The 25,926-nt window shown below is 35.3% G+C and carries 22 protein-coding genes and 1 pseudogene; 10 read left to right on the top strand and 13 right to left on the bottom strand.

The features are described 5' to 3' along the window. The first annotated feature begins 398 nt into the window (after positions 1 to 398). The gene (locus tag ACIQ0C_RS23980) at positions 399 to 977 is read left to right on the top strand and encodes a YitT family protein (protein WP_403064667.1); all 579 of its coding nucleotides are present in this window, start codon (positions 399 to 401) and stop codon (positions 975 to 977) included. A gap of 220 nt (positions 978 to 1,197) precedes the next feature. On the opposite strand, the gene xylE is transcribed toward ACIQ0C_RS23980, so the two are convergent. The 4 genes from xylE to xylA form a co-directional block, all read right to left on the bottom strand. Next, a complete protein-coding gene (gene xylE / locus ACIQ0C_RS23975; protein ID WP_403064664.1) occupies positions 1,198 to 2,619 on the bottom strand; it encodes a D-xylose transporter XylE in 1,422 nt (473 codons plus the stop codon). 189 nt (positions 2,620 to 2,808) lie between these two features. After that, a complete protein-coding gene (locus ACIQ0C_RS23970) occupies positions 2,809 to 3,855 on the bottom strand; it encodes an aldose epimerase family protein (RefSeq protein WP_403064661.1) in 1,047 nt (348 codons plus the stop codon). 48 nt (positions 3,856 to 3,903) lie between these two features. Continuing rightward, the gene (xylB, locus tag ACIQ0C_RS23965) at positions 3,904 to 5,406 is read right to left on the bottom strand and encodes a xylulokinase (RefSeq protein ID WP_403064658.1); all 1,503 of its coding nucleotides are present in this window, start codon (positions 5,404 to 5,406) and stop codon (positions 3,904 to 3,906) included. Between the two features lie 58 nt (positions 5,407 to 5,464). Next, a complete protein-coding gene (gene xylA, locus ACIQ0C_RS23960; protein ID WP_403064655.1) occupies positions 5,465 to 6,802 on the bottom strand; it encodes a xylose isomerase in 1,338 nt (445 codons plus the stop codon). A gap of 240 nt (positions 6,803 to 7,042) precedes the next feature. On the opposite strand from xylA, the gene xylR reads away from it, so the two are divergent. Together xylR and ACIQ0C_RS23950 are read left to right on the top strand one after the other, a co-directional pair. Then, the gene (gene xylR / locus ACIQ0C_RS23955; protein WP_403064673.1) at positions 7,043 to 8,197 is read left to right on the top strand and encodes a transcriptional repressor XylR; all 1,155 of its coding nucleotides are present in this window, start codon (positions 7,043 to 7,045) and stop codon (positions 8,195 to 8,197) included. 527 nt (positions 8,198 to 8,724) lie between these two features. Continuing rightward, a complete protein-coding gene (locus ACIQ0C_RS23950; protein WP_403064649.1) occupies positions 8,725 to 9,132 on the top strand; it encodes a DoxX family protein in 408 nt (135 codons plus the stop codon). Between the two features lie 106 nt (positions 9,133 to 9,238). On the opposite strand, the gene ACIQ0C_RS23945 is transcribed toward ACIQ0C_RS23950, so the two are convergent. From ACIQ0C_RS23945 to ACIQ0C_RS23935, 3 genes are all read right to left on the bottom strand, one after another. Further along, the gene (locus tag ACIQ0C_RS23945; RefSeq protein WP_402842207.1) at positions 9,239 to 9,874 is read right to left on the bottom strand and encodes a class D sortase; all 636 of its coding nucleotides are present in this window, start codon (positions 9,872 to 9,874) and stop codon (positions 9,239 to 9,241) included. Position 9,875: 1 nt separating this feature from the next. Next, complete coding sequence (locus ACIQ0C_RS23940; RefSeq protein ID WP_403064646.1) at positions 9,876 to 11,285, bottom strand: processed acidic surface protein; 1,410 nt, start codon at positions 11,283 to 11,285, stop codon at positions 9,876 to 9,878. 743 nt (positions 11,286 to 12,028) lie between these two features. Next, positions 12,029 to 13,093: a sulfite oxidase gene (locus ACIQ0C_RS23935; RefSeq protein ID WP_403064643.1), complete on the bottom strand. Its 1,065-nt coding sequence runs from the start codon at positions 13,091 to 13,093 to the stop codon at positions 12,029 to 12,031. Positions 13,094 to 13,577: 484 nt separating this feature from the next. On the opposite strand from ACIQ0C_RS23935, the pseudogene ACIQ0C_RS23930 reads away from it, so the two are divergent. From ACIQ0C_RS23930 to ACIQ0C_RS23920, 3 genes and pseudogenes are all read left to right on the top strand, one after another. Further along, positions 13,578 to 13,946: pseudogene (locus tag ACIQ0C_RS23930) on the top strand (winged helix-turn-helix transcriptional regulator); the annotation flags it as partial. A gap of 187 nt (positions 13,947 to 14,133) precedes the next feature. Further along, entirely contained in the window at positions 14,134 to 14,604 is a 471-nt protein-coding gene (locus ACIQ0C_RS23925) for a hypothetical protein (protein WP_402842198.1), read from the top strand. A 210-nt stretch (positions 14,605 to 14,814) separates the two neighbouring features. Further along, positions 14,815 to 15,267 carry a hypothetical protein gene (locus ACIQ0C_RS23920; RefSeq protein ID WP_402842195.1) on the top strand — a complete coding sequence of 151 codons (453 nt, stop codon included), beginning with the start codon at positions 14,815 to 14,817 and terminating at the stop codon, positions 15,265 to 15,267. A gap of 408 nt (positions 15,268 to 15,675) precedes the next feature. On the opposite strand, the gene ACIQ0C_RS23915 is transcribed toward ACIQ0C_RS23920, so the two are convergent. Continuing rightward, on the bottom strand, positions 15,676 to 15,990 hold the full coding sequence (locus tag ACIQ0C_RS23915) for an MTH1187 family thiamine-binding protein (protein ID WP_053534483.1): 315 nt from the start codon (positions 15,988 to 15,990) through the stop codon (positions 15,676 to 15,678). Positions 15,991 to 16,352: 362 nt separating this feature from the next. Beyond that, positions 16,353 to 17,729: an aminotransferase-like domain-containing protein gene (locus ACIQ0C_RS23910; protein ID WP_403064640.1), complete on the bottom strand. Its 1,377-nt coding sequence runs from the start codon at positions 17,727 to 17,729 to the stop codon at positions 16,353 to 16,355. A gap of 160 nt (positions 17,730 to 17,889) precedes the next feature. Here ACIQ0C_RS23910 and ACIQ0C_RS23905 point away from each other — a divergent pair, with 160 nt between their 5' ends. Both ACIQ0C_RS23905 and ACIQ0C_RS23900 read left to right on the top strand, forming a co-directional pair. Then, complete coding sequence (locus ACIQ0C_RS23905; RefSeq protein ID WP_403064637.1) at positions 17,890 to 18,792, top strand: DMT family transporter; 903 nt, start codon at positions 17,890 to 17,892, stop codon at positions 18,790 to 18,792. Positions 18,793 to 18,915: 123 nt separating this feature from the next. Beyond that, on the top strand, positions 18,916 to 19,527 hold the full coding sequence (locus ACIQ0C_RS23900) for an FMN-binding negative transcriptional regulator (RefSeq protein ID WP_403064634.1): 612 nt from the start codon (positions 18,916 to 18,918) through the stop codon (positions 19,525 to 19,527). Positions 19,528 to 19,773: 246 nt separating this feature from the next. Here the strand turns inward: ACIQ0C_RS23900 and ACIQ0C_RS23895 are convergent, their stop codons facing one another. From ACIQ0C_RS23895 to ACIQ0C_RS23885, 3 genes are all read right to left on the bottom strand, one after another. Further along, positions 19,774 to 19,986, bottom strand: coding sequence for a hypothetical protein (locus tag ACIQ0C_RS23895; RefSeq protein ID WP_053534479.1), 213 nt, complete (start codon positions 19,984 to 19,986; stop codon positions 19,774 to 19,776). A 238-nt stretch (positions 19,987 to 20,224) separates the two neighbouring features. Beyond that, positions 20,225 to 20,851 (bottom strand): GyrI-like domain-containing protein, encoded by a 627-nt coding sequence (locus tag ACIQ0C_RS23890; protein ID WP_403064631.1) that lies wholly within the window; start codon positions 20,849 to 20,851, stop codon positions 20,225 to 20,227. Positions 20,852 to 20,991: 140 nt separating this feature from the next. After that, positions 20,992 to 21,138 carry a hypothetical protein gene (locus ACIQ0C_RS23885; protein WP_403064628.1) on the bottom strand — a complete coding sequence of 49 codons (147 nt, stop codon included), beginning with the start codon at positions 21,136 to 21,138 and terminating at the stop codon, positions 20,992 to 20,994. 278 nt (positions 21,139 to 21,416) lie between these two features. Here ACIQ0C_RS23885 and ACIQ0C_RS23880 point away from each other — a divergent pair, with 278 nt between their 5' ends. Continuing rightward, positions 21,417 to 22,508 carry a GerAB/ArcD/ProY family transporter gene (locus tag ACIQ0C_RS23880; RefSeq protein WP_403064625.1) on the top strand — a complete coding sequence of 364 codons (1,092 nt, stop codon included), beginning with the start codon at positions 21,417 to 21,419 and terminating at the stop codon, positions 22,506 to 22,508. A gap of 513 nt (positions 22,509 to 23,021) precedes the next feature. Continuing rightward, positions 23,022 to 23,843: an STAS domain-containing protein gene (locus ACIQ0C_RS23875; RefSeq protein ID WP_403064622.1), complete on the top strand. Its 822-nt coding sequence runs from the start codon at positions 23,022 to 23,024 to the stop codon at positions 23,841 to 23,843. Between the two features lie 695 nt (positions 23,844 to 24,538). Here ACIQ0C_RS23875 and ACIQ0C_RS23870 read toward each other — a convergent pair. Next, positions 24,539 to 25,768: an NAD(P)/FAD-dependent oxidoreductase gene (locus ACIQ0C_RS23870; protein ID WP_403064619.1), complete on the bottom strand. Its 1,230-nt coding sequence runs from the start codon at positions 25,766 to 25,768 to the stop codon at positions 24,539 to 24,541. Positions 25,769 to 25,926 lie beyond the last annotated feature (158 nt).

Genomic DNA, 25,926 nt, shown 5'->3' with positions numbered 1-25,926 from the left:
GCAAGCGATGCTTACTTTAGCTGCCATTAATTTAAAGAAGATGGCCACTTGGACATGGAAAGGTCCTAAAATGGCTTAACATAGTGGCTCGAAGATCCCAAATCTCTTATCCTTTGGTCAAAATTTCAAGGGAATTTTAAAAGGGGTTCGGAATTTTTTAAATTCCGAACCCCTTTTGTCTACAAACTGAGAGACTCTTTTAGAGTCTCTTTTTTTTGCACTAATTACATTACTGCCTCAAGGGGACGGCCTTTATTTTGATCCAGCGTAAATTTAGGAAGACCTTCCGAAGAACAAAATCGACAATAAACAATAGCGTAATTTTCAATCAGCTAAGTATATATTTGCATTCCTCTCATATATTTTAAAATAATGATTTGGACAAGGGGAATGTTTTTATGAAAAAGTTTGTTACTCTGCTTTTTTCAAGTTTTTGCATTGGAGTAGGTCCTAACTTATTTATTATCCCCATTCATCTAATAAATGGCGGGATATTTGGCATAAGTTTATTAATCAAATATGTGTGGGGAATCCAGGTTGGACATACCATGATCATGATCAATATTCCCATATACCTTTTATCTCTTCTATACGATAAGTCTTATTTCTTTAATGCCATCCTTGGGTTAGCTTTCACTTCAACCATCATTGATTGGCTAACACCACTAAACGGTTTAGTTCATCTGCCGATCATAATGAGTGCCATTATCGGTGGAATGACGATTGGGATCGGTGTTGGTTTTATGCTGAGACAACATATTAGCCCCGGTGGAGTGGATTTATTAGCACTATTAATCTCTAAAACCACAGCAACTAATCCTGGAATTAATATTTTTATTATTGATTCACTCATAGTAATTGCTGGAATTATTATATTGAAAGACTTAAAGTTAATGTATTCCCTCATCACGATTTCCTGTGCCGGGTTATGCGTCATTTTAATCAATTCTTTTAAGTCCATTAACATTTTAAGATAAAGTTATACCTACAAGTGCTGGAACAGGGTCAATCAACTGGATTGTTTTTTTATTTGTTTATAGGGATGAAATCCTCACTGGATTGAAGAAATTTGCTCTTGTTGTCCACATGTCCATGCTCCGTTAAAAACACCTGAAATAACAATACTTACCATCCCAACAATAAGAATCCTTTTATAACCTATCCACTTTTGTGTCCAGTTCAAGTGAATTTTACTAGTTAAATAATTTGACTATCTTTTGAACTTTTAACATTTCTTCTCCATATATTCTCCATCTTTTCAAGAGTCTTGCCTTTGGTTTCAGGAACCATTTTCCAAACAAATAAGGCAGAAAGCACGCTCATTGAACCATAGAAAACGTATGTTAGTCCCCCACTATATTCCATCATCATCGGATATGTAGAAGAAATAAAATAGTTAGCCGCCCATTGGGCAGCTACAGCAATTGCTACAGCCCGACCTCGAATTTTATTAGGGAAAATCTCTGAAATTAGCACCCAGCAGATTGGACCCCACGACATCATAAATGAAGCTGTATAAATAATGATAAATACAAGCGTCCCTATTCCAATTATATTAGAAAAGGCCATGCTTGCTACACCAAACATACCAATTGCCATTCCAATAGAACCTACTATTAATAATGGCTTTCTTCCCAATCGATCAACTGTTAAAATCGCGATAACTGTAAAGATAACATTTACTAATCCCATAATAATGGTTTGCAGCATAGAAGAATCTTTAGCTGCTCCCATGCTTTCAAAGATACGCGGTGCGTAGTATAAGGCTACATTTATACCTACAAATTGTTGAAATACAGAAAGCAGTACACCTACAATAATAACTAATTTTCCATAAGCGAATAATTTTTCAGATGAAATATTGATAGTGGTCGTTTGTTTAATATCACTTAGAATCGCTTTCGCTTCTGAAGATCCATTGATTTTTGTAAGTATAGCTAAAGCTTTTTGATCTTGATTCTGTATTGCCAAATAGCGAGGTGTTTCTGGAACTAATAACAAAAGTACAGCAAAGATTAAAGCTGGTATCGCTCCTGAAGCAAACATGTATCTCCACCCTACATCATTTATCCATTCTAACGTTTCACCATTTGCAATACCCCAGTTTACAAAGTAAACAACTAACATACCAAAAATAATCATAAACTGATTAAATGATACCAATCTGCCGCGAATATCAGCCGGAGCAATTTCTCCTATATAGATTGGACAAATGGCAGACGCTATTCCAACACCAATCCCCCCTATAATTCGATAAAAGTTAAAAGCTAGTAATAAAGAAAGTGTTGGTTCACCTTTTGTAAAAAATAAAAATTCAGGATAAGAAGCACCTAATGCTGATACTATAAAAAGTATCGCTGCAAGTATAAGTGATTTTTTACGTCCTAGTCTTGATCCAAAATAGCCGGAAATTAATCCTCCGATAATACATCCTATTAAAGCACTTGATACGGTGACGCCATGTGCCAAAGGGCCTAAGCCTAAGCTATCGATTAAATAAACCTTTAAAGATTCTTCAGCTCCAGAAATTACAGCTGTATCGTATCCAAACAGTAATCCTCCAATTGCGGCGACTAATGTAATCGAAAAGATATATAATGAGTTTCGTTTTTGCTTCATGTTTTACTAAAAACAGTTATGAATGAAGTCTATTTAATATTAAAGCGCATACTTTTGGTCGCGCTTTCAAAATTAATAACAAGAAGGACCTCTCTTCCCTCACCCATTCTACTAACTGCTTTTATCCTCCCTTCCATTGTAGATTTTCATTTCACTAAAACAACATTAGACCATTGAATACCAAAGTTTTTACTCAACGGTAAACGTAAAACGAGTTTTAGAATGATACTCTTTATTTTTTTCTAATAAAATAGAAGGTAATTGCTGATTATGAATGGCATTTGGCGGATGTTGAGTTTCGAGACATAAGCCAAGGTGTTTTTGACAAGGAATTCCTCTAATTAGAAAAGTATCTTCTAACATATTTCCCGTATATAAAACAACATATGGCTCATCTGTTTCCACTATCATTTTCCGTCCGTTAGAAGGATTAACCAAACAAATTTCTTTTTGATGATTTTCACTTAATAAGAATGGATGGTCATACCCATTTCCAACTATTTCATTTTGTTGATGTTTGGATTTTACTCCTTCAATAATTCGCTTTCCCGCTCTAAAATCAAAAGGTGTATGTTCAACGTCTATTAAATTGCCTGTAGGCAGTAAGGATTGATCAAGCTCTAAAAACTTATCACTTTTCATAGTTAATTCATGCTGTAAGATATCTTCTTTTAAATTGCCACTCAGATTAAAGTAAGTATGATTGCTTAAATTTAATAACGTATTTTTATCTGAAGTACCATGATAGGTTATTATAAGATCATTATTATCAGTGAGAGTGTAAACGACGCTTACCTCAAGATTTCCAGGATAACCAGCTTCTCCATCAGGACTCATATAAGTAAATGTCACACTAGCCTCATCTACACTCTCACTAGTAGAGGATTTCCAGATTACGTTATGGAATCCCTCAGGTCCACCGTGTAAATGAGTTCTCCCTTCATTCTCAGCGAGGAGGTATGTAAACCCTTCCATATCAACGCTTGGTGGATTAACTCTCCCTGCCACTCGACCGATTACTGCACCAAAATAAGGGGAGTAATGTAAATAATCTTCTGCAGAATCAAATCCTAACACGATATTTTCTATATTCCCTTCTTTGTCTGGTACATCGATTCTAGTAATCGTACATCCATAATCAATACAGGTTACTTTTATGTTTTGATTGTTCATGATTGTATAAGACTTTACCAATTCTCTATTTATTTCACCGAAAATTCCCTCTTCTATTTTCATATTAATCTCCTTTTCGAAGAAAGGGATGCATGATTCAAATGCAACCAGTTACTTTCTGCTAAATTGATTCAGCTTTTTGCTTAAGTCTTTTGTTTGGTAATATACCTCTTTATATAAAGCATAAAGTTGTTTATACACTGGAACATTTTCTAATTTAGGTCGATATGTTTTTGAAGAAGATATGAATGAATCCGCGCATTCTTCTAATGTGTTGTACCACCCACAACCATAAGCGGCTAACATGGCTGCCCCTAGCGCCGGTCCTTGCTCAGTAGATAGTTTTATAATTTTTGTGTTGAAAACGTCTGCTTGAATCTGAAGCCAACTATCATTTTTTGCTCCCCCGCCAATTGATACAATAGACGTAATTTCTTTTCCATTTTCTCGAATAATTTCAATTGATTCATTTAATGAGAAGGTAATTCCTTCAATGACTGCCCTTGTAAAATCCCTCTTTTTATGGGAAGCATCCATTCCTATAAAGCTTCCACGTATAGTAGCATCGGCATGAGGTGTTCGTTCCCCAACTAAGTATGGAGTAAATAAAACCCCATTTGAACCAATTGGAACATTGTTTATATCAGCCAGTAGTTCTTCAAATGACTCATTTTCAGCAAAATTATCTCTAAACCAACTTAAACTGTGGCCAGCAGATAATGTAACTCCCATCGTATAAAAAGCATTTTCTTTTCCATGATTGAAATAATGCACTTTCCCAGCAAAGTCCCTATCCTTTCGCTCCTCATAAGAAAGTACGACACCAGATGTCCCGATGCTGCATAACGTTTCTCCTGATGATAGAATACCAGCTCCAATTGCTCCACAAGCATTATCAGCTCCACCCGCAAATACCTTAGTCGATAATGGTAGCCCTGTTTTTTGAGAGAATTCTTCATTAATTGTTCCGACACATTCACTGGATTCCACTAGCGATGGGCAAATGCCGATATCAATGCCCACTAATTGACAAAGCTCTTCGCTCCATTTTTTCTCGCTCACGTTCAACAATAATGTACCGGCAGCATCTGAATATTCACTATGAATTAAGCCAGTCATTTTGAAGCGTAAATAGTCTTTAGGCAGCATAAATACAGCTGCTTGATCAAATATCTCCGGTTCATGCTCTTTAACCCATAGCAGCTTAGGTAGTGTAAACCCTTCCAAAGCTTGATTTTTTGTTATTTCTAAAAGGCGTTTCTCTCCAATCATTTCATATAGCTGATGACACTGTGCTGTCGTCCTTGTATCGTTCCATAAAATAGCATGACGTAAGAGATTATGATTCTTATCCAACAGTACTAGACCGTGCATTTGTCCAGAATAACTTATTCCTTCTATATCTTCTGGTCTTACATCGGATTTGGAGATTAGCTCATTTAAAGCACGAGCAGTCTGCTGAATCCATTCCTCTGGATTTTGTTCACTATATCCTGTTTTTTCATGCAGAAGAGGGTAATTTTTAGAAGCTTCTGCATAGATCTCACCTTTTGTATTAACTAAAACAGTTTTGACAGCGCTCGTTCCTAGATCAATTCCTATAATATATTTCATCTTGATTCCTCCACTTTTATAAAAGAGAGCAGAATTTGTTTCTACTCTCTTTTATCCGTTAAACTTCTAAAATATATTGATTTAAGGTGGCTTTTAATCGTTCCTGTCTTCCTGAATTATTCGTAATGTTTGGATTTTGTAATGCATACTGCTCTAGTGTTTGGAAGTTGGCCCTTCCTTCAACAATCTCAAGACCAATTCCTTTTTTGAAACTGCTGTAGCGTTCATCAATGATGTTTTCAAAAACACGATCTTCCAATAATTTATGAGCCACTTTTAAACCTCTAGCGAACGCATCCATCCCAGCCACATGGGCATATACTAAATCTTCTTGTTCAAAGGAACCTCTGCGCACCTTAGCATCAAAATTTAACCCTCCACTACCTAATCCTCCATTTTGTAGGATCTCATACATTGCTAAAGTTGTAGAATATAGATCTGTTGGGAACTCATCGGTATCCCATCCTAAAAGAGGATCGCCTTGGTTTGCATCCACTGATCCCAAGAAGCCTTGAATTCTGGCTACGCGTAATTCATGTTCAAACGTATGCCCAGCTAAAGTAGCATGGTTAGCTTCAAGGTTTAGTTTAAAATGGTTATCTAATCCGTATTGTCTTAGGAACGAAATGGTCGTAGCTGCATCGGTGTCATACTGATGCGTTGTTGGTTCCTTTGGTTTTGGCTCAATTAAGAATTGACCTTTAAATCCAATTTCCTTAGCATAATCTACAGCCATATGCATAAATCTGGCCAAGTTATCTAACTCTAACTTTAAATTTGTATTGAGCAGTGTTTCATAGCCTTCACGGCCGCCCCAGAACACATAGTTTTCTGCTCCTAACTCTTTTGCCGTTTCGAGTCCTTTCTTTACTTGGGCTGCTGCATAAGCAAATACATCTGCATTACAAGAAGTTGCTGCACCGTGAACGAAGCGAGGATTTGTAAACATATTAGCTGTGTTCCACAATAACTTTACGTTACTTGTTTTCATATATTCTTGAATCATGCTAACGATTACATCAAGATTTTCATTTGTTTCTTTCAATGTGTTTCCTTCAGGTGCGATGTCTCGGTCATGAAACGCAAAGAAAGGAACCCCTAATTTTTCAAAAAGTTGAAAAGCTGCCTCTACTCTAGCTTTTGCTAAGTCCATTCCATCAAATTTATTCCATGATCTTTGCATCGTAGCTGCACCAAAAGGATCTGTCCCATCAGCTGTAAATGTATGCCAGTAAGCAACTGAGAAACGTAGTTGTTCCTTCATTGTTTTACCGCCTACTACTTCTTCTGGGTTATAGTATTTAAAAGCTAAAGGATTTTTAGAATCTTTTCCCTCATATGAGACTTTGTTTACGCTTTCAAAATAATTAATTTTATTAGTATCAGTTTGAATCATGTGTTACTTCCCCCTTTAATTAAAGTGAAAAATCCTCGTTTGATATTTTTAAAAATATTAATCGTTGTAGTTTGTTGCACCAACAAACTAACTTTATTTCATGATATACAAAATAAATATTTATATCAATGTTTTTTTAAGAAATTTAAAGTTATAATATGAAATATACTATTTCCATACTGGATTTTAGTTCAAACAAAAAAACACTTAGTTCAATGGTAAAACAAAGGAGCGATTATCATTCCGATAGCAGATCAAGCATTAGTAAAGAAAATGAATCAAAAGTTGATATTAAATGAAATTTTAAAAAACTCTCCAATCTCAAGGGCAACCCTCTCTGAGATTACAGGGTTAAATAAATCCACTGTTTCTTCCCAAGTAAATGAATTAATTGAAAAAGATGTTATTTTTGAAATTGGAGCAGGACAATCTAGAGGCGGCAGAAGACCTGTGATGCTTGTTTTCAATAAAAATGCAGGCTATTCAATAGGTATCGATATAGGTGTTGATTACCTTAATGGAATTCTTACCGATTTAGAGGGCAACATTATCCTTGAGAAGGCTTCTGACTTGTCTAGCCCTTCAGCTAGTGAAGTGAAAGAAATTCTGTTTGCACTTATACATGATTTTATCATTCATATGCCCGACTCGCCTTACGGTTTGGTGGGAATAGGTATTTGTGTACCAGGTCTTGTGGATAACAATCAAAAAATTATTTTTATGCCCAACTTGGAATGGTATATTGAAGATTTGCAATTCTTAATTGAAAGCGAGTTCAATGTACCTGTTTTTGTTGAAAATGAGGCTAATGCAGGCGCATGTGGTGAAAAAGTGTTTGGGGTTACTAAAAACTATGAAAACATTATTTACATCAGTATTAACGTAGGAATTGGAGTCGGGATTATTATTAATAATGAATTATATAAAGGAGTAAATGGCTTTTCTGGAGAAATGGGTCATATGACGATAGATTTTAACGGTCCCAAATGCAGCTGCGGAAACCGAGGATGCTGGGAATTATATGCTTCAGAAAAAGCATTATTGGATTCTTTTTCTATAGACGAAAAGAATATGCTACGAAAAGAAATTGTGGAACGTGCAAATAAAAATGATGTAGCCGTCTTAAATGCACTCCAGAACTTTGGCTTCTACGTCAGTATTGGTTTAACTAATATTCTCAATACATTTGACGCACAGGCTATTATTCTGAGAAATAACATTATCGAATCTCACCCGATTGTGTTAAATACCATTAAGAATGAGGTTTCTTCCAGGGTATATTCTCATTTGGAAAGTATGTGTGAACTATTGCCCTCTTCATTAGGAAGAAATGCACCTGCATTAGGAGCTGTTTCAATTGTGATCGAACACTTTTTAAATGTTACTACAAGCTAATCTATTTCAAAGTATAATTGTAGATGTCTTAATAGCTTTCCTAAACAAACAAGAGAGGTCTTTCTCTACCTAGAGTAAGACCTCTCTTGTTTATTTTCGTCCCCACATCTATGAAAGGATAATTGGATTAAATGAGTTAGGTTCTAAGATAAAACAATTTATTGTACATCCATCATTTAGAAATAGTTCTCTTTCATATCTAATGATGAAAGATTTTTCTTTTGGGTTGGTTCCATACACAGTTCCTCCGTTCTATATATCCGTCTAAAACCTAAGAAGGGATATAATTTCTTCCATTCTTCAACAGACGAATAAGCAGTACTTCACTGCTATTGGTATTGGAAAGGGAACGGATTTCTGAAATCAACTGGATATTTTCCAAAAAACAACTTTTCTTTATATTATCCTACAGTCAAGCTATTCTTAAGCCCCACAACTGTTGAAGTTCAAGTTTTTTTTAGAATGCATTAAAAAAAGGAAAGTGGAATATGATTAAAATGTCAATCTAAGGGAGGGAATGAGAATAAATGAAAAAAATAAAAATTATATATTGGATTTTCACAGGACTTTTGGTGGCACTAATGGTTTTGGGTTCTATTCCGGATATAATGTCTGTTCCCGATGCTGTCGCTTTATTTAATCATTTAGGTTATCCTACTTACCTCCTACCCTTTATTGGAATAGCCAAATTATTAGGTGTCGTGGCAATACTTATTCCAGGCTTTCCGAGAATCAAGGAATGGGCTTATGCCGGTTTTGTATTTGATTTGACGGGGGCTATGTATTCAAGCATTTCAGTGGGCGACCCTGTCAGTGGATGGCTGATTTTCATTATCGGGTATATATTGATAGCTGGCTCATATATTTACCATCATAAAATATTAAAATCCGCTGCCTCGGGCACTTCGAGCAATAAGAATAGTTTAACAATATAAATAAATCGGTGTTTTTTCTAGTTTGCCTTTCCTTTCTAAAAAGAAATAAAATTATAAGAGTCCCAATAGGGTTTCCTTATTGGGACTCTTGTCTAAGTACATTGGATTAACTTACTGTTTTTGAAGTCAAATACGCGACAAGTATATAGCGTTCAGGTGCTGACCCAATATAATCAAAAGGGTAACAGGTACTGACGGTTAGCGTTGCCCGTGGCTTTGGTACGATTACTGTTCGATCATCCTCATCCACTATTCGAACTTTGTTGACTTTGTATGTGAACTCTCCTGCCGATGTTCTTACTATCAACAAATCTCCTTCTCCAACTTGCCCGAGTTTACGGAATACCGTATCTCTATGACCGGAAAGAACGGAATTGTCATTTTCACCAGGTAGCACACTTCCCGCAAAGTGACCAACGCCTTTTTCCAATTCATCCTCGTTTGTGCCATGGAAAATAGGGAGTTTTGTTTTTAGTTTGGGTATATAAAGCTCCCCGATTTCTTCACCCGTTTTTGGGCGGACAGGATATAGTTCTTTCTTTGTTGTTTTATTACTTGGTGGCTCATCACTTGGTGGTTTCTTTACAGTTTCATTCACTTGGCTGCTTGGAGAATGTGTCTTGTAAAGAAAATAGCCTTTTGCAAACTTATACATATTGGATGTTGAAAACCAAACCCCAAATAAAATGATGGCAATTGTACAAGAAAGCAACAGCAACCGCTTTTTCTTTAATTGTTTCATATTAAGCTTTCCTGATTTTTCGATACATCAAGCTTCCGAACAAGACAAGAAGTAGTCCTAAAAGGGCACTGGGCAAATAATCGGAAGCGGTATTTGGTAGTTTAGCCCCTTTTACAGTTTGATGTTCTGAATTAGTCTGAGTACTGATCTTTTGTTTTACTGGTTTAGCAACTGGTGCCTTTTCAATCTTCTTTTGAACCTCTTTAGCAGATTCCTTTATTTGTCCGCCTGCATTAGTAAGAGTATCAGAATCGACCATATCACCTGTTATTAAAAGATCAGCCAAGAACTTCCCATCAGTATTAAATATGGCTATTTTCAGGTTAGCTCCCTTCAATTCTTCCAATTGCATTAAATCCAAAAGGGATACAGGTGATTCCGAGCCACTTTTCACAAGGGAATAGGAAACATTGAGCTTAAAGATGGAAAGTAATTCTTCATAGATTGAGGCCATTTCAGCTATCTGTTCAGCTGTAAGCTCGGTTGCTACATCAAATTCCTCGAAAGCCATCATGCGATTGCCCAATTCTTCAAGTTGCTTGACTGTTTCCGGGCTGGAAAGATGGTCTTCCAAAGACATCAAGTGGTCTTCAAGCCGCTGTAGTTCCTCTTCCGTTAGACCGAGTTCTTGCTCGAAAATAGGAAGAAGATCTTCGGCAACTTCGCCATCCATGCCGCCACCAGTAAGGTTCCAAACAGTTTCTTCAAGATTATCTATGTATATATAATCATTAATATTTTCACCATTTTCTTCTAACATTTGAAGCAATGCTTGTTTATCCAATCCATAATTCTCATTAAAATAATCTAAGTTGCTTAGATCTGCCTTTATGACGTCACCTAGAAATTCGCTAAGCTCTTCGACAGATTCAAATTCCTCCGTACTTAAATCATAGAGTTCCAATGACGCTTCGATATCTTCTTTTGTTACTTGGAAGCCCCTTTCCTTGCTAACCTTGGCTAAATAATTGACTAATTCTTTGTCAAAGTTTGGATCGCGTTCAAAATCACCCTCTTCTGTATAGAAATAAACAGCTTCATCGAGGTCCCAGATAAAGATATAATCGTCTAGATCTTCGCCATTTTCGTGTAATAGATTAATTAGGCTCTCATTAGTTAGATTATAATCATCATAAATGGCATCTAAATTACTTAAATCAGCTTTAATAACTTCGCCCAAGGCTTCTTTTAGATCACCAATAGATTCAAAGTTCTCAATACTTTCATCGTAAAAAGAAAGTGATGTTTCAATATCATCCTTCGTCACTTCAAACCCCCTGACAAGGCTTACCTCTTTTAAATACTTTGAAAGTTCTTGCTCAAAATTTTTGCTTGATGCTGCCGATGCTAATTGGGGGAATAAGCTAATTAACAACGTAAATGAAACTAAAATGGTCCACAGTTTTTTCATACTTTTCTCCTATTCATAACATTTCATATGTTTCTAGAAAATTATAAGGTAATAACAATAATTTAACAATGAGGTTATTTTTTCCAATAAGGGAAAATTGCTATTTTACTTACAGTGCTAGTAAACTTTTTAAAAGCATTTACCTCTATTCGGTGTATTCTAGACGTGTTTCTTCCTATTAATATATTGATTTCAAAAAGAGGGATCAAGACACTCCCCCACTGTTAATCAAAAAACTACACCTTAGTTCGTTTTGATATTATTCAAGGGCTTAGGAATTTGTTCAATGAAATAAAAGATAAGGAAATAAAGCAAATTGTACTGGATTTAGTTGAAAAAGAAGAAGATCCAAAATATCAAAAGAAGTATGCAACTGTATGGAAAAATTCGTAGAGAACAACAAAGATGTTTCTTTTTTATTATGCTCAACAGCCGGACACTTTATTAAATAAAAGGGGAATACATATTAGATATGTTTAATATGCATTCCCCTTTCTTTTATGGTTTTTATAAAAACATTATCCTTAAAGAAATGATCTGTTTTGTTCCAACCACATATGCCCGATTGTTGGCTTAAGGATTAGAATTACACTAAAACATTTTAATTTAACATGAGTGGTAATCCCCCTTCAACCTCATGTTACTTATACCCCCGAAAAACCTTTTAGGTTATCATCTTCGATTACATTTACTGAAACTAAAAATTTACTTTAACCGCCTTCATTCTTTAAACTAATTTCGATTTATTCCACCTTAACCTTAATTTTATCAATCGCATTATATCCATAACCTTTTTTATTCCAAAAAGGTAAATTAGGTTGAATTTGACCAAATGAATCTGTTGCTCTGGATTTAATCGTGTACTCACCTTTTTCTAGGATATTCCATTCGAATGTCCAATTAACCCATCCATAACCAACATTCTTACTAGGTAATATAACGGTATTACTCCATGTATAGCCATCATCAATACTGATTTCCACCTTTGTAATTACTCCTTTTCCTGTCCATGCAATCCCTTTTATTAAATGCTTACCCGTATTAATTTTTTCCATATCCAGCGGTCTTTGGATAGTCGAATTGATATTTATTGCAGTGACTGGAAATGCATTTTGATCATTTTCTTTATTTGGATAATACACATAATCAATAGTTTGAAAAGGTCCCGTGAAAGTAGTATTAATAACACTTATCTGCTTTATCCACTTAACAGATGCCATTGCATACCACTGCGGAACGATTAACCTCAGTGGGTAACCATGTTTAAAAGGAATTGGCTGGTTATTATACTCATATGCAATAATGGTATCCGGATGCAGTGCTTTCTCGATAGGCAAACTCCTAGTATAGGTGTATACCGCATCTAGATCGGTCCTATCTCCATAATCATAACCCTCCACGACAACTTCTTTTGCCCCTTCCCCTATTCCTGACAATTCAAGTAAGGTCCGTAATGGTACACCTTTCCACCTACCTTGGCTAATAGCCCCTTTTCCCCATTGTTCTCCAAATATTTTAGGTTCGAAGAGATTACGCTTGTCACCCGAGCATTCAAGGACAACTTCCAGCGTTTTTGATGGATATTGAAGAATGTCCTGCATGGACAGCAGTAATGGAGCTGATACTAAGCCATTTATAGGAAGCCAATAGTTTGAATATGAAAGTGTCGGATAAGAAAAGTGGTTCCTTCTAAAAAATAGTTGGGGTTCCATACTATCATTATTGATGAATTGAATGGGTGTCTCCTGATTTTCCGGCAGCAAACTACGTGTAGTTAAATAGGGTTTCACTTTTTGAGGTTTTGTCATGATTCCCTCCTATTTAATATGAATCATTATAGATGTATACGTTCGTTACTCCCATTCCATCCTACACACAATCTCTTTGAAATCCAGTTTGGTCTTACGGCTGATCCCATTGATTCATATTTGAATGGCTATCCGCTGTGAATTTTCTTGGCAGCTTCGAATAATTCTTCCTTAGTTCTGAACCTCATTAAAGCAACAAGTAAGGTCAGGATTTATTTAATTTCCAAACCTTAGGATATTAATCCAATCGCAGTTTTCAGAACTTTCGGTGCCTTTTTAATTCCTTCCGTTCCAATAAAACTGCTCGCACTCGCTATAATTATGCTTGAAGAAATGAATTTGACCACATAAAAAATTCCTGATCCAATAATTAGATCTAGGATTAAAAACCTTTTTATTGTTGAACCTTTTATGATACAAATAACGATTTGGTCGTTTTGCTTCCTATTCAGCATTGTCACACCCTTATCTTTTTCTATATGTTATGACAAAGAGGGGTTGTCATATTCTTCTGCCTCTTGTCTTTACAGGAGAACCGCCTCCTGAAGAACAAGAAGAAATATGCTCTTTGACACTTACTCAAAATGTAATTGCTGGAAGATGGAAAATTATTGATTTATGGTACCTAAGTAGGCAAACAAGAAGATTTAATGAACTTCAAAGGTTGTTACCGGGCATTTCAAAAGGAATATTGACAAAACAACTGAGATAATTGGAAGAGGACGGAATGGTTCACAGAGAAGTGTATAAAGAAGTTCCTCCTAAAGTAGAATACTCACTAACACCGCAAGGGAAAAGCTTTATCCCAGTACGGGACATTATGGGAGAGTGGGGAAAAAACAATGTGAACAAAACTACTCTACCCAAGTTAATGAAGAAGATCTATAGTATAAACTTGATTTACACCCCGGATAACCTAACGAAACACATAAAAAAGTGCCCTTTATCCGGATTTTTTGTTTCATTAGTTGTAATTGGACAGGGGATTTTAGTGAATTCTACGCTATAATTAGTCTGATATCGTACATAAGGAGACAAAAATGTATATTTGGAATATTAACAAACTCGTCATGGCGTTACAGGCAGGAACAATAACTGGCAAACAAAAGAAAAGGTACCGGATAACTTTTTGGGTACTAGTTGCTCTTACAGTGTTTTCACTGTCTGGAGTTTATAATTCTTCATCTATGAATGGATATGATGTTATTGATCTAATTTTATTTATTATTATCAATGTGATTGCAATCTATCTTTTAGTCGGTATTTATAAAAAGAGAAGTAGGAAAGAATTAGATTTCTTTTTGCCCTTTTTTGGCTTAATGATTCCACTGTTTTTACGTAACAGCTTATGGACCATACTTTTAACTATCATTGGCTCTATTTATATTGTCTTATTTGCTCCTTATCATTCACTTGAGGAAACTAATATTATCGATGTATGTATTAATGCTATAGTCGAAATTGTCATGAATATTATGTTTGTCCATTACTTTAAGAAGATATATAACTAGGAAGCACCTATTTTGGTGCTTTTTAATTTGGCTTCACAATTTCACTTCTTCCTAACAGCTTCATTCATACCTTATAAGCATCATGAGCCATTCCTATTCAATCCTTAAAAGAGAAACAGAAACAAAAAATTTTGCCTCTTATCAGGTTCTTAGTACTAATCTCTTTTTCTCCTAATAAACTTAATAAACTAACTATTTAGGAGGCGTGCAATGTTTAATCAAAAACTGGATAATATTAGTCCAATTATTTGTAAAATTAATGACGTCACTTACCAAAAGTACCATCTATATAAGAAATCATATGAGCGGGAAGTATTCGTCATAAAAGATTACGGTGAAGACCGCGGTATTACCAATAAAAGTATTGCATTATTCGAAGCAGTCAAAGATCAGTTTGATCGTTTTAAAATTGCTAAAATTACTAAAGAGATTAATAAAGATAATATTTTGCTCGATAGCGATCTCATCCTTATAGACAAAAAAGGAAATGAGCTACACCTTTCTGGTTGTAGTTGCGGGTATGCTGGCACTGGTTCACATGGGACAGTTGAAATTTTGAATAAAGCTGGATTCGAGATAGATAGAAGGTTTGTGTTTTGTTCAAAAGGTTTCACTCTTTTTCATCCAAATGAAGAAAAAAAACTTTATGGCGAACGTTTATAAATAGACAACAGTTATATCTTTTTTAGAGCCTAAATTTATATTACTACCTAATCTCCCATGCAAGATATAATATTGAAATGTATGAAATAAAAATAAAAAAAGCCTTGGAAACTGAGAATCAGTAATACCAAGGCTTTAAAGCTATTAATACATTGACATTAATTGAAAATTAACGTAACTCGTGATATATCGATATATCTCAGAAGAACAGTAATATATCAACGAAATTCAGGTTTATCTCCGAAAAACACAATATATCTTCGAAATTCGGGATATATCTCCGAAAAATGCAATATATCGACGAAATTCGGGATATTTGTATAATTGCTCACGACAGTTCCAAACAGCAATGAACTATTATCTAACCTAATGCGCTTTTATACATTTCACTGTCACTTAAAAAACCTGTTATTCCTCAAGCATGCCCTTCACTCGCTTTACTTTGTCTTCCATCCTGCGTTCTTTATCACGACGGTCATCGATTCGGATATTCGTACAAACTCTAGCAAGACCTTTTTCAAAAGGTACTTCATGCATCGCTTGGATCACTTCAAACAATTTAGGCAGGTCGCCTTCAATGATTGTATTCATGGGTGTCAATTGAAAACGAATTTCTCCCTTATCTTCATATTGCTTTAATACTCTTTGAATATCCGCTACATAGCTGCTAACACTTGGAGTTTGTGTCCCGACAGGAATTACCGTTACATCAACTATTGCCATTCTTATTCACCAATCCTTTTTATGTATTTCAATCAAGAAGCATCCATCCTATATAGACGGATGTTTTTTACTATTATAACGCAAACTTCGCACCTGGGAAATTTGATATAAGCTTTGAAGCTAGTTACCTCTTTATAATTTCTTCATTCTTACATCTTTCGTTATTAAATTTTTTCCTTACAAGAAGTGAAAAACACTCTACATTTGCTGTGTGTATGTGGCAACACATGAGATGTTGTGGGAGTAAATAAATCTGTCTCAAATGATTGCTCAGATTCTAAGATACGTAATCAACCGTTTTGATATATGCTTGGCAATCCGTATAATCCTCTGATGCTGTCCTCTATATAAACTTACCCATACTAAATGAGTAAAAAGTTATTTGGAGTAATATGTTTTTTTCTACTGTCAATTAAAGCAATACAGTGAGCCAATCGCTCTACCCCTAGTTTAATTTGACTCTCGTTCACTTGAGAGATGCATAAACGAACGAGATTTTCCTTTTTATATTCTGCTAAAAACATTCTGGAGGCATCATCAACATATATATGCTGCTCGTTTAGCATATGAACCACCTGTTTTGCTTTCACATTCTCGGGCAAACTGATGGAAAGATAGAATCCGGAATTCGGTTTAGAAAAAGAAGTATTAGCCGGCAGCAATAATTCACATGCTTCTTGAAGGATTTGCATTTTAGTACGGTATACCTCTTTTACTTTTTTGAGATGACTATTAAACATACCGCTTTTTAAATAGATTTCCAGCGCACCTTGAGAAAGTGCTGAACTATTAAAATCCGAACTGAATTTATAGCGTAAAAAGTTGTTCATCATTAATTCAGGAAGAACGACAGTCCCAATCCTTAACCCTGGGAGAAAAATTTTCGAAAGGCTTTTAATATAAATCACTCTCCCAGAAGGATCAAAAGAAAATAAAGGATCGGATTTTGGATTTGGATCAAGGTCTCCTAAAATATCATCCTCCACTATATATACATCGTATTTTTCAGCTAACTCAACGATTTTTTTCTTTTCGCCATTCGTGTAACTATGCCCAAGTGGATTGTGGAATCTCGGGATAATATAGAAAAATTTTATATCATTATTTCGAAAAATGTATTCCAGACGATCAAGATCAATCCCTTCCATTGATAATTCAATTCCAAAAGTAGTAGTTTGATGCAGATTGATCGACTCAATGAATCCGAAATAAGTAGGCTGTTCAATTAGAATATTGTTTTTTCCATTTGGAAATGGCATAGACACTAATAAATTAAGGGCTTGCTGTGAGCCAGAGACAACGACTAATCTTTCTGGGTGAGTGAAGACCTGTAAATTTTGCAAATATTTCACCAACTGTACTCGGAGTGAGTAAAGCCCTTGTTGATCAGAGTATGTAAAAAGCTCTTCTTTATAATGGTCAATTGCTTGATTCATACAATGTTGAAATTCAACATATGGCATAACATTTTTATCTGGACCGGCAGACAAAAAATCAATCACCTCATTTTCTTCCGGCGCTTTTTGATAATCATTCACAACATAGTAGCCGCTTTTAGGAACGGAATAAATTAAATGCTCTTTTTCAAGTTCTACATATGCTTTTATTACCGTATTTTTGCTGCATGAAAAATACTCAGATAACTGTCGAACAGAAGGAAGTTTACTGCCTGCAATTAGCGAACCATCTTCTAGTCGAAGTTTAATGTCTTGCATTATCTTCATATATTTTGAGTTCATATATTGATCCCCCTTCAACTGTACCAGGACAGTTAAGTGAAAAAATGGTTTATTTTTATTGAATGTACTCATAGTATGTTAATTATATCAAAACTGTTTTTAAAATAAGTAAAAAATGGCACAGATGTGGTACAAAGTATAAAGATTGGGGCTGGAAAAGATGCGGGGAGAAACAAGAGAAAAATTCGGATTATTTTTGGGATTAGTGGGTGTCATTTGTTTTAGCTTAACACTCCCTTCTACAAGTATTGCAGTGGAATATTTCGGGACTACGATCGTTGGTTTAGGAAGAACAGTGGTGGCCGCTTTTTTAGTAGCAGTGGTATTGATTGTTCGAAAAGAAAGGCTACCTTCTCTTCGCCAATTCAAGCGTCTACTTATTGTTGCTTTTGGTGCAGTTTTGGGATTTCCTCTCCTCACTTCTTGGGCAATGGAATCCTTGCCGGTTTCTCATGGAGCTGTGGAATTGGCTCTGTTACCGTTAGCAACAGCCGGATTTGCCATATTTAGGGCAGGTGAAATACCATCTCTCAAATTCTGGATTTCAAGTATAATCAGCTCTTTAGCGGTAATTATGTATGCACTTCACCTTGGATTCGGCCAATTGCAATTAGCCGATTTAACTTTACTGGCAGCTGTGATCATACTGGGACTTAGTTACGCAGAAGGAGGGGAATTAGCAAAAGAGTTAGGCAGCTGGCAAGTGATTGCATGGGCAATTATGATTGGTGCTCCATTTTTTATAATTCCAGTTGGGCTAAACGTTACAACTGAAATGCTTCATGCCCCTATACAAGCATGGATTAGCTTCATTTATCTTGCAGTGGTTAGTCAATTTCTAGCATATGTTGCTTGGTATAGCGGAATGGCAATGGGCGGGATAGCAAGAGTCAGTCAGATTCAATACTTACAACCATTTTTGATGATTGTATTTGCAACAGTATTTCTAGATGAATCCATCACATTTTTCACCATTGTAATAGCAGTGATTGTTGTCTTTTCTGTTATACTAGGCAAAAATGCTCCAGTATCAAAAAACGGAGCTATATCAAGGAAAAGCTAATTGCATGAATATACTTTTAAAACAACCGAATTCCAATAGATAAAGAGGCCGTCATGAATATAGACTTATCTTATAGAGAAATTATTAATTTAATGCTAAGAAAAGATTTTGAGAGGAGAAAAAATGTATATTCCTGCACATTTTAACATTAAAGATGAAACACTTTCCTTCAACGTTATGAAGGAACATAGTTTTGCGACTCTTTTTTCTCAACATGATGGAATGCCCTACGCGACTCATTTGCCGTTAATATTGAACAAGGATAATTCTTGCTTATATGGACATTTTGCTCGTCCTAATCCTCATTGGAAAGACATCAACAATCAAACCGTCTTGGCTATTTTTCATGGTCCGCATTGTTATATCTCTCCATCTTGGTATGAGACGAAAAATGCAGTACCAACATGGAATTATGTGACCGTCCATGTATACGGAGAAGTGGAACTTCAAGAGGATGAACATGAATTAATGGGCACCCTACATGATATGGTATCAAAGTACGAAGCTCCTGACAGCTCATACAGTTTGCAAAATGTAGATGCTGAGTTTCTCGCTGGTATGAACAAAGGAGTTCAAGGGTTCAAAATAAAAATCAACAAAATAGAAGGGAAAGCTAAGTTAAGTCAAAATCATCCATTGCAAAGACAAAAGTTAATTGTTGACCAACTGGAACAATTTTCAATTACGACTGAGCAACAGATTTCATTATTAATGAAATCAAATCTAAAAAAATAACTTGAATGTTACTGCACTAACAGGAGTGTTGATCAAATAAAGGTTAACGCTCTTTCTTTTTTCACATTAGGAATCTTCTGGCTTGAATTTGTAAAATACTAAGTTGTAAAAGCTTTCATATTCATTAGGTCTTCCAGATCTCTGCGACTTGGCTTCACTGGCTTCTTAACCGTTTGCTTTTCTTATAATGATTCATCGTTCTCACCCAAAAAAAAAAGCACCCAAATTAATGGATGCCTCCTCCTTTCATTCATCGATTTTGACTTCTTTCAATAGATCATTTCTATACGAAATTGCATCTCGTTCAAAAACTTTTTTAAACCTGTTTTCGTACTCTTCGCGGGTTATTAGACCTTTTTCTTCCAGTAATTCTACTATAGCTCTAACCCTTACTCTACTCGACACTAATTCGTTTGTCATATTGGACAATAAAATACCGATTTTCTCATCATCATTCATTTTTTCATCCCCTTTGTTTAACTAATTTGACAAAAGGGACTAATTCCCTGCATAAAAAAGGACCCAAAATAATAGATGCTAATGTTTTTCAATAGGTAAAATATATAAAATAAGGGCGGGCTGTTACTTCCTAACCTTTTAGGTTCACTTCATTTTTTTTAGGACTACTTTATTGCATCCTATGGAAATAATGCACCTTTTACTTATGTACACTCATGTTAACAGCTATGAGATTATGCTATTCTATTGGCTTAACCTTATATCTCAAAACTGTTTTTAATTTTGAAGGTTCAACTTTTCTAAAATCTGAAAGATATATTTCTTTATGTTGTAGTGAAGTTCTTTCAAGATTATTATTTTTTATGAATTCATTCATTACTTTAAAACTTTGAGGTTCATCATCATATGGACCCACATGAAGCATTTGGACAGATAAACCATCTTGAAATGTACCGAACTTTACATCATATAGAAATGGATGTGGTTTCTTTTTTTCTACATTTTCAAATGCTCTGTCCACTATTTCTTTTGTTACAAAATCCGGTTGTCTAATCATGATCGTATATAATAATTCATCTTTATTTAATGTATCTAGTTTCCTTCCCTCTTCCGTTAAATCCCAAATTCCTTCTAATGGAAATACAGTATACTCAAAATATCCAGCTGGAGTGTATCCTTGCTTCGGCATCATCCTGACCGCATAAGCCAATGAATAAAGAACACCTATCTTTTCAGCGAATTCGTTCTCATTTGGATTTCCTATTCCCTTTATCAAAAAAAATTTCTGTTCTGGAATTGTTACAAGTTCAGGTTTTTGTTTTGGGATATATAAATTCTTCTCTTGTTTTCTCCATTCGTATTTCATTAGTTTTTGTTCCCTTCTATATATTTTTTCCGTTCATCAAGAAATTAACAACCCCCCTGACAGGCCCCTTGAATGAAAAAGCCAAGGCAAAAGCCCCTTTTTTTTCAGATTTCTTTTAATACCAGTTTGCCATCTTCTTATCATAGGACAATAGTTCCTCTAAACGTTCCATCCTCAACCTTTTTATTAGTCGTGTTCGGAAAAGTATCACCATTACGGTAAATCTTCCCTTTGTCCTTCAGGTCTTTAAAATTCACTATTGCTTGATATTTCTTTTTATCACTCATCTATTATCCCCCCTCGTGTTGCAGGATAAGACTTTCCAAATATCTTTCGGAAAGGGCATCCATTGCCATCCTCAAAGGTCTTGGGTGTCCACGCGTTTCTGTTTCGCGTCTAATGCCTCACGCAATTAGTTCCCATTGAATGTCACTGAAGCTCTCAACTTACCGACAAGGATCAATACCAAAATTCCATCCACAATTTAATCAATCTTTTTTGAATAGATTTCACTTATATAAGCCAGATTATTAAAATATATGAGTGATACAAATGAGGGTCCTACATGAATCAAGCTGGTGTTAATGAAAAATATAAGGTATCGCCATTTTATGTGTTTTTTTTAATTCATTCCATGCAAACTGGATTAGGCGTCTTGAGTTTTCAAAGAGATTTGGCTAAAGCAACGGGAACCGATGGCTGGTTATCCATACTCCTAGCTGGACTGATTGTTCATATATTAATTTGGCTAATATATAAGATATTCAGTGTTGTTCCTGGTGATATTATCTACACTAATAATCATGCATTCGGTAAATGGATTGGTAATTTCTTCAGTATTTTATTTATTCTTTACTTTTTTATCCTTGGAATGACGATCATAATCGGCTATATAAATGTCATACATGTTTGGATGTTTGACGAGGTACCTTCTTGGGCATTTGCTTTGGTTTTCCTTATCTTGATTTTTTATATAAATACAGGAGGATTCCGAACCATTACGGGTATTGCCTTCATAACTGTAATTGTTTCATACTGGCTGTTATTTGTACCTTTTTATGGTTTTAAATACTCTGATTTCACCGGTTTTCTTCCTATTTTCCATCATAATTTATTAGAAATAATGAAAGGAACTAAAAGCATTTCATTATCCATGCTTGGTTTTGAAATGATACTGATGTATTATCCGTTCATCAAAAATGCTGAAACATCGCAAAAGTATGCTCACGGAGGAGTTGTGCTCACTACGTTATTGAGCTTATTACTTTATTTTGTATCGATAGTCTTTTATTCACAGAAACATTTGACCCTTACTCTATGGCCAACACTAACATTGACCAGTATTATTGAGTTGCCCTTTATTCAACGGTTCGAATACATAACTGTTTCTTGGTGGACCATCGTTATCATACCCAATATGGTCATTCCTTTGTGGGCTGCCAGCAGGGGTGTCAAGCGCTTATTCAATGTCCAGCAAAAGTATCCTTTATGGGTAATGTCCATAATCATACTACTTGTGAATATATTTTTTTATGATATCGATTCCTTATATATATTAAATAAAATAATCAATCCCTACAGCGTATGCTTCATTGTTATATACTTACCTCTTCTTTTTGTTTTCATAAGCATTAAAAAATTGAGGAACCGGTTATGACAAAGTTAGAAATTCCCAGTGATACTGTAGCTGCTGTTCTTATAATGAGCCCTCTATCACGAATTGTCCCCATCAGATAAATCCCAATTCCTTCCGTAAATAGGTTCGGGCTAGAGAAACAAAAGGAAGACCACTTATTGTGGTCTTCCTTTATGCCCTATGGAACTAAACCAGCTAATAGAATGTCAATATCTTTCTCAAAAAAATTCATTTCCCTTATGATATTTTTGGATATGCCAAATAACCCTCCAAAAACCTTTTGGAAGGATTTTTCTCAGTTTCAAAACCATTAATTAGGCTAAATCCAGTAACGTTTTTTTCTCTTTAATAGAGCGTAAATCCAATGAAGCAATTATTAATACAGGCATCGATTCTTTTGCAGGTTTTCCTTTTGATTTTTTCTTATCCTAGAATGGCTTTAAGCTTTTTGAGATTTTTTTATGTAAACGGGTTTAGTTATTATAATAACAGGGTAATTATAGTTTTGCATATAAAAAATAGGGGGATTAAATTATGAAGGGTTCACTAGATGCATATAAATTACTGGAATTCATCCAAGAAAATAAAGAGGATTTTGAAGATTCATTATTAAACGAAGCATCTAATGTGAAAGAAAAAATTGAAGAAATATTAACGGTCGGTAATATTGACCTGATAAATAATGCCCATATTCTGATTCAATACATTATTGAGGGTAAAGAACAAGAACTTCAATCATTTGCTAAACAAGAAGGTATAGCTTGGGCGACACACGCAATTCCATTATCTTTCAAATTAGAGTGGGTGCAAGCTATTCGAAGAACCTTGTGGAAGTTCCTACAAGAATATAACAAGGTAACGAATAAGGTTTTAACTGAAGAGTTTTTTTCGGTAGAAAAACAAGTAAATAATCAAGTGGACAGGTTTTTAAATGTATTTTTTATCACATATTCTCAATACAAAGATTCGTTGATAATGGCTCAAAAAGAATTGGTTGAAAATCTTTCGGTGCCTATAATACCAATAACACCCACTATATGTATTTTGCCTTTAATTGGTGCTGTCGATCTTTACCGAACGAATATTCTCGAGGAAAAAGTTTTAATAGAGATTGGAAAATTACGTATTCAAACATTGATTATGGACTTATCTGGAATTATGGAAATGGAGACTGAAGTAATTGATCATTTAATGAAGATTATTGACGGCACTTCATTAATGGGATGTAACACTGTGATTACCGGGTTAAGAGCTGAAGTGGTTAGAAAAATGATAAACGTAGGAATGAGATTAAATGAAAAAGCACTAACATTTGGAACTTTACAACAAGCATTGAATAAATACTTATTAAGTTAAACACGAAGAATCTTAGAGAGGGTCGCTTTGCCGACTCTTTTTCTAATTCAATATATTCTGACCAACTGTCTAAATATTTGTTCCTGCCCAGCAGTTACATCTTGGTATAAAAACTATAGTTAGGTATTTAATTCAACACCAATCAATTCGTTTTCTTCTTCAACTCCCTCAGTTTGATGCAAATATCTCTCGAATGCTCACTTATTCGCAGGATTTCATCACCCTTGATTGTGAGGTCAAAGTTAAATGGAGTGATTTCAGGACATGAGGATTTCGTGAAGGCATAGTGAAATAAAGGAGTTTTACATCACTCCACATTTTACCATACAATGCACATTCTCCACGCCGCCCCTGGAGGCTTTCCCTCCCATGTCTCAACGGGTCAATTGCCCTATCATTCCTTCGTCAGATTTTTTTATCTTGCATTTTAAACTTCAGTTCCTCCTAAGGTTTTGAGTTAGAGTGGTGTCTTACTCACATCTTACTGAGGAGCCCTATTTTTTTCAAAGCTGAAAAATAACGAACTACAGGAATGCTGACCTGCCCCGTTAGTTTCATAAACAAAAGAAGCTGCCCGATGGCAGCCGGATCTTCAATTAAGCACTCGTTAGTAAAATAGGTACCCTTTTGATTGCAATGCACCTATTTGTAATATTATTTTTGTACTTGAATCACTTAATTTCTAAAAATTATTGCTAGATCGACTGCATAATTCGTGCGAGTTCTTTTTCTAAAACAACGGGCTCGTTTGCGTAATTGTAAATCCCTAAAAATTTCTCTATAGCCTCTGGATGGGAACTGATTAGCTTGTTGACAGCATCCTGTTGTTCAGATATGCGTTCATTCTTCGAAATTTGGCATCCCATGTGAAACCGAACCATAAACTCATCTTCTATTGCCTTTTGATATTCTTCAGACATTTGATTTGATTGATCGGATAGTCCCTTATACTTTAATAGAATATTGGATAATAAACGTGCTCCACATATAGCATCATGGATACCCTGCGCCATGCCAGGATCTTTAAAACAAACTGCATCTCCAACCAACGCCCATCCTTTTCCCATTCCTTTATACCAGTAATTATCATATCCTAGAATGCCTTTGACCGGTTCTACTAGGTCTGCATTTTTCAGGCGCGCCCCAATTGTTGTATTCAGAAAGTTATCTGTTAAGAAATTGCGTAGACAGCTCTCCGGATTTAATTTCAACCGTTCTATCAATTCCTTATTTTCTAATGGGAAAATGCCGACAATAACATATAAATCATCATTCGTCGGAAAGAGAATGGCTGTGTTATCTTTTATCTTGTATACTTCAAATTTAGGGACATTATCGTGGCGAAATCCAGAGAAATACCCGAAATAGATGCCGACCGTTGCCGGAACACTTATTTTGAGTTCACTTTTTACCAGCTTGCGAATAATAGAGGATCGGCCGTCTGCTCCGACTACCAGGCGAGCCAAAAATTCTTGTTTCTCGTTGTTGCAGCCTAAACCTTTCACGCCTATTACTGTTTCGTCATCACGGATGACATCCGTCACACGAAATCCTTCTAAAACGGTTACATTCATTTGAGATTTGGCTTGTTCAAGTAGGATATGATCGAGATAAGTTCTTCTAATACAATAACAACTGTCCTCTCCGTAAACCTTAGGGATGAGACCTTCTATCACGGTATCCTCAAATTGAAATCTAATATCCCGTACCGGTGGTGCTTTTGTTTCCAATAACTTGTCCAAGACACCTATTTCTCGAAGAAGAGCGACAGTATTATTGAAAAAGGTATGGGTTGATAATGTGTCCCTTGGAAAAGTCGATCGGTCCACTAACAACACATGGAAACCTGCCTTAGCAAGATAAATTGCCAGGGTAGAGCCGGCACATCTAGCACCGGTAATGATGACATCATACGTCTTGTTCATCGTATCACTCCATTTTTAAGTACAATTATTAACTTGCTTATCCATTAGCGGAGTTCTAAAGTTAATGCTCCTACGAGTTAAAGTAATGGGGAAAATTGATAAGAATATACTACATAAATAAAGTATGGAAGTTAAAACGAAATAAGTACAGAGAATTC

Origin of the sequence: Peribacillus sp. NPDC096448, assembly GCF_044762675.1 — a bacterium.
GTDB classification, from domain to species: Bacteria; Bacillota; Bacilli; order Bacillales; family DSM-1321; genus Peribacillus; species Peribacillus frigoritolerans_B.
This window is presented reverse-complemented; position numbering and strand designations above follow the sequence as displayed.

What these genes read in the sequence shown, in the direction of transcription:
- ACIQ0C_RS23935 (WP_403064643.1), bottom strand. Translation starts at nt 13,093, where the DNA reads ATGACAAAACCTCAAAAAGTGAAACCCTATTTAACTACACGTAGTTTG.
- ACIQ0C_RS23920 (WP_402842195.1), top strand. Translation starts at nt 14,815, where the DNA reads ATGTTTAATCAAAAACTGGATAATATTAGTCCAATTATTTGTAAAATT.
- ACIQ0C_RS23940 (WP_403064646.1), bottom strand. Translation starts at nt 11,285, where the DNA reads ATGAAAAAACTGTGGACCATTTTAGTTTCATTTACGTTGTTAATTAGC.
- ACIQ0C_RS23970 (WP_403064661.1), bottom strand. Translation starts at nt 3,855, where the DNA reads ATGAAAATAGAAGAGGGAATTTTCGGTGAAATAAATAGAGAATTGGTA.
- ACIQ0C_RS23915 (WP_053534483.1), bottom strand. Translation starts at nt 15,990, where the DNA reads ATGGCAATAGTTGATGTAACGGTAATTCCTGTCGGGACACAAACTCCA.
- xylE (WP_403064664.1), bottom strand. Translation starts at nt 2,619, where the DNA reads ATGAAGCAAAAACGAAACTCATTATATATCTTTTCGATTACATTAGTC.
- ACIQ0C_RS23980 (WP_403064667.1), top strand. Translation starts at nt 399, where the DNA reads ATGAAAAAGTTTGTTACTCTGCTTTTTTCAAGTTTTTGCATTGGAGTA.
- ACIQ0C_RS23880 (WP_403064625.1), top strand. Translation starts at nt 21,417, where the DNA reads ATGAATCAAGCTGGTGTTAATGAAAAATATAAGGTATCGCCATTTTAT.
- ACIQ0C_RS23875 (WP_403064622.1), top strand. Translation starts at nt 23,022, where the DNA reads ATGAAGGGTTCACTAGATGCATATAAATTACTGGAATTCATCCAAGAA.
- ACIQ0C_RS23905 (WP_403064637.1), top strand. Translation starts at nt 17,890, where the DNA reads ATGCGGGGAGAAACAAGAGAAAAATTCGGATTATTTTTGGGATTAGTG.
- ACIQ0C_RS23910 (WP_403064640.1), bottom strand. Translation starts at nt 17,729, where the DNA reads ATGAACTCAAAATATATGAAGATAATGCAAGACATTAAACTTCGACTA.
- xylA (WP_403064655.1), bottom strand. Translation starts at nt 6,802, where the DNA reads ATGATTCAAACTGATACTAATAAAATTAATTATTTTGAAAGCGTAAAC.
- ACIQ0C_RS23900 (WP_403064634.1), top strand. Translation starts at nt 18,916, where the DNA reads ATGTATATTCCTGCACATTTTAACATTAAAGATGAAACACTTTCCTTC.
- ACIQ0C_RS23945 (WP_402842207.1), bottom strand. Translation starts at nt 9,874, where the DNA reads ATGAAACAATTAAAGAAAAAGCGGTTGCTGTTGCTTTCTTGTACAATT.
- ACIQ0C_RS23895 (WP_053534479.1), bottom strand. Translation starts at nt 19,986, where the DNA reads ATGAATGATGATGAGAAAATCGGTATTTTATTGTCCAATATGACAAAC.
- ACIQ0C_RS23885 (WP_403064628.1), bottom strand. Translation starts at nt 21,138, where the DNA reads ATGAGTGATAAAAAGAAATATCAAGCAATAGTGAATTTTAAAGACCTG.
- ACIQ0C_RS23925 (WP_402842198.1), top strand. Translation starts at nt 14,134, where the DNA reads ATGTATATTTGGAATATTAACAAACTCGTCATGGCGTTACAGGCAGGA.
- ACIQ0C_RS23950 (WP_403064649.1), top strand. Translation starts at nt 8,725, where the DNA reads ATGAAAAAAATAAAAATTATATATTGGATTTTCACAGGACTTTTGGTG.
- ACIQ0C_RS23890 (WP_403064631.1), bottom strand. Translation starts at nt 20,851, where the DNA reads ATGAAATACGAATGGAGAAAACAAGAGAAGAATTTATATATCCCAAAA.
- xylB (WP_403064658.1), bottom strand. Translation starts at nt 5,406, where the DNA reads ATGAAATATATTATAGGAATTGATCTAGGAACGAGCGCTGTCAAAACT.
- ACIQ0C_RS23870 (WP_403064619.1), bottom strand. Translation starts at nt 25,768, where the DNA reads ATGAACAAGACGTATGATGTCATCATTACCGGTGCTAGATGTGCCGGC.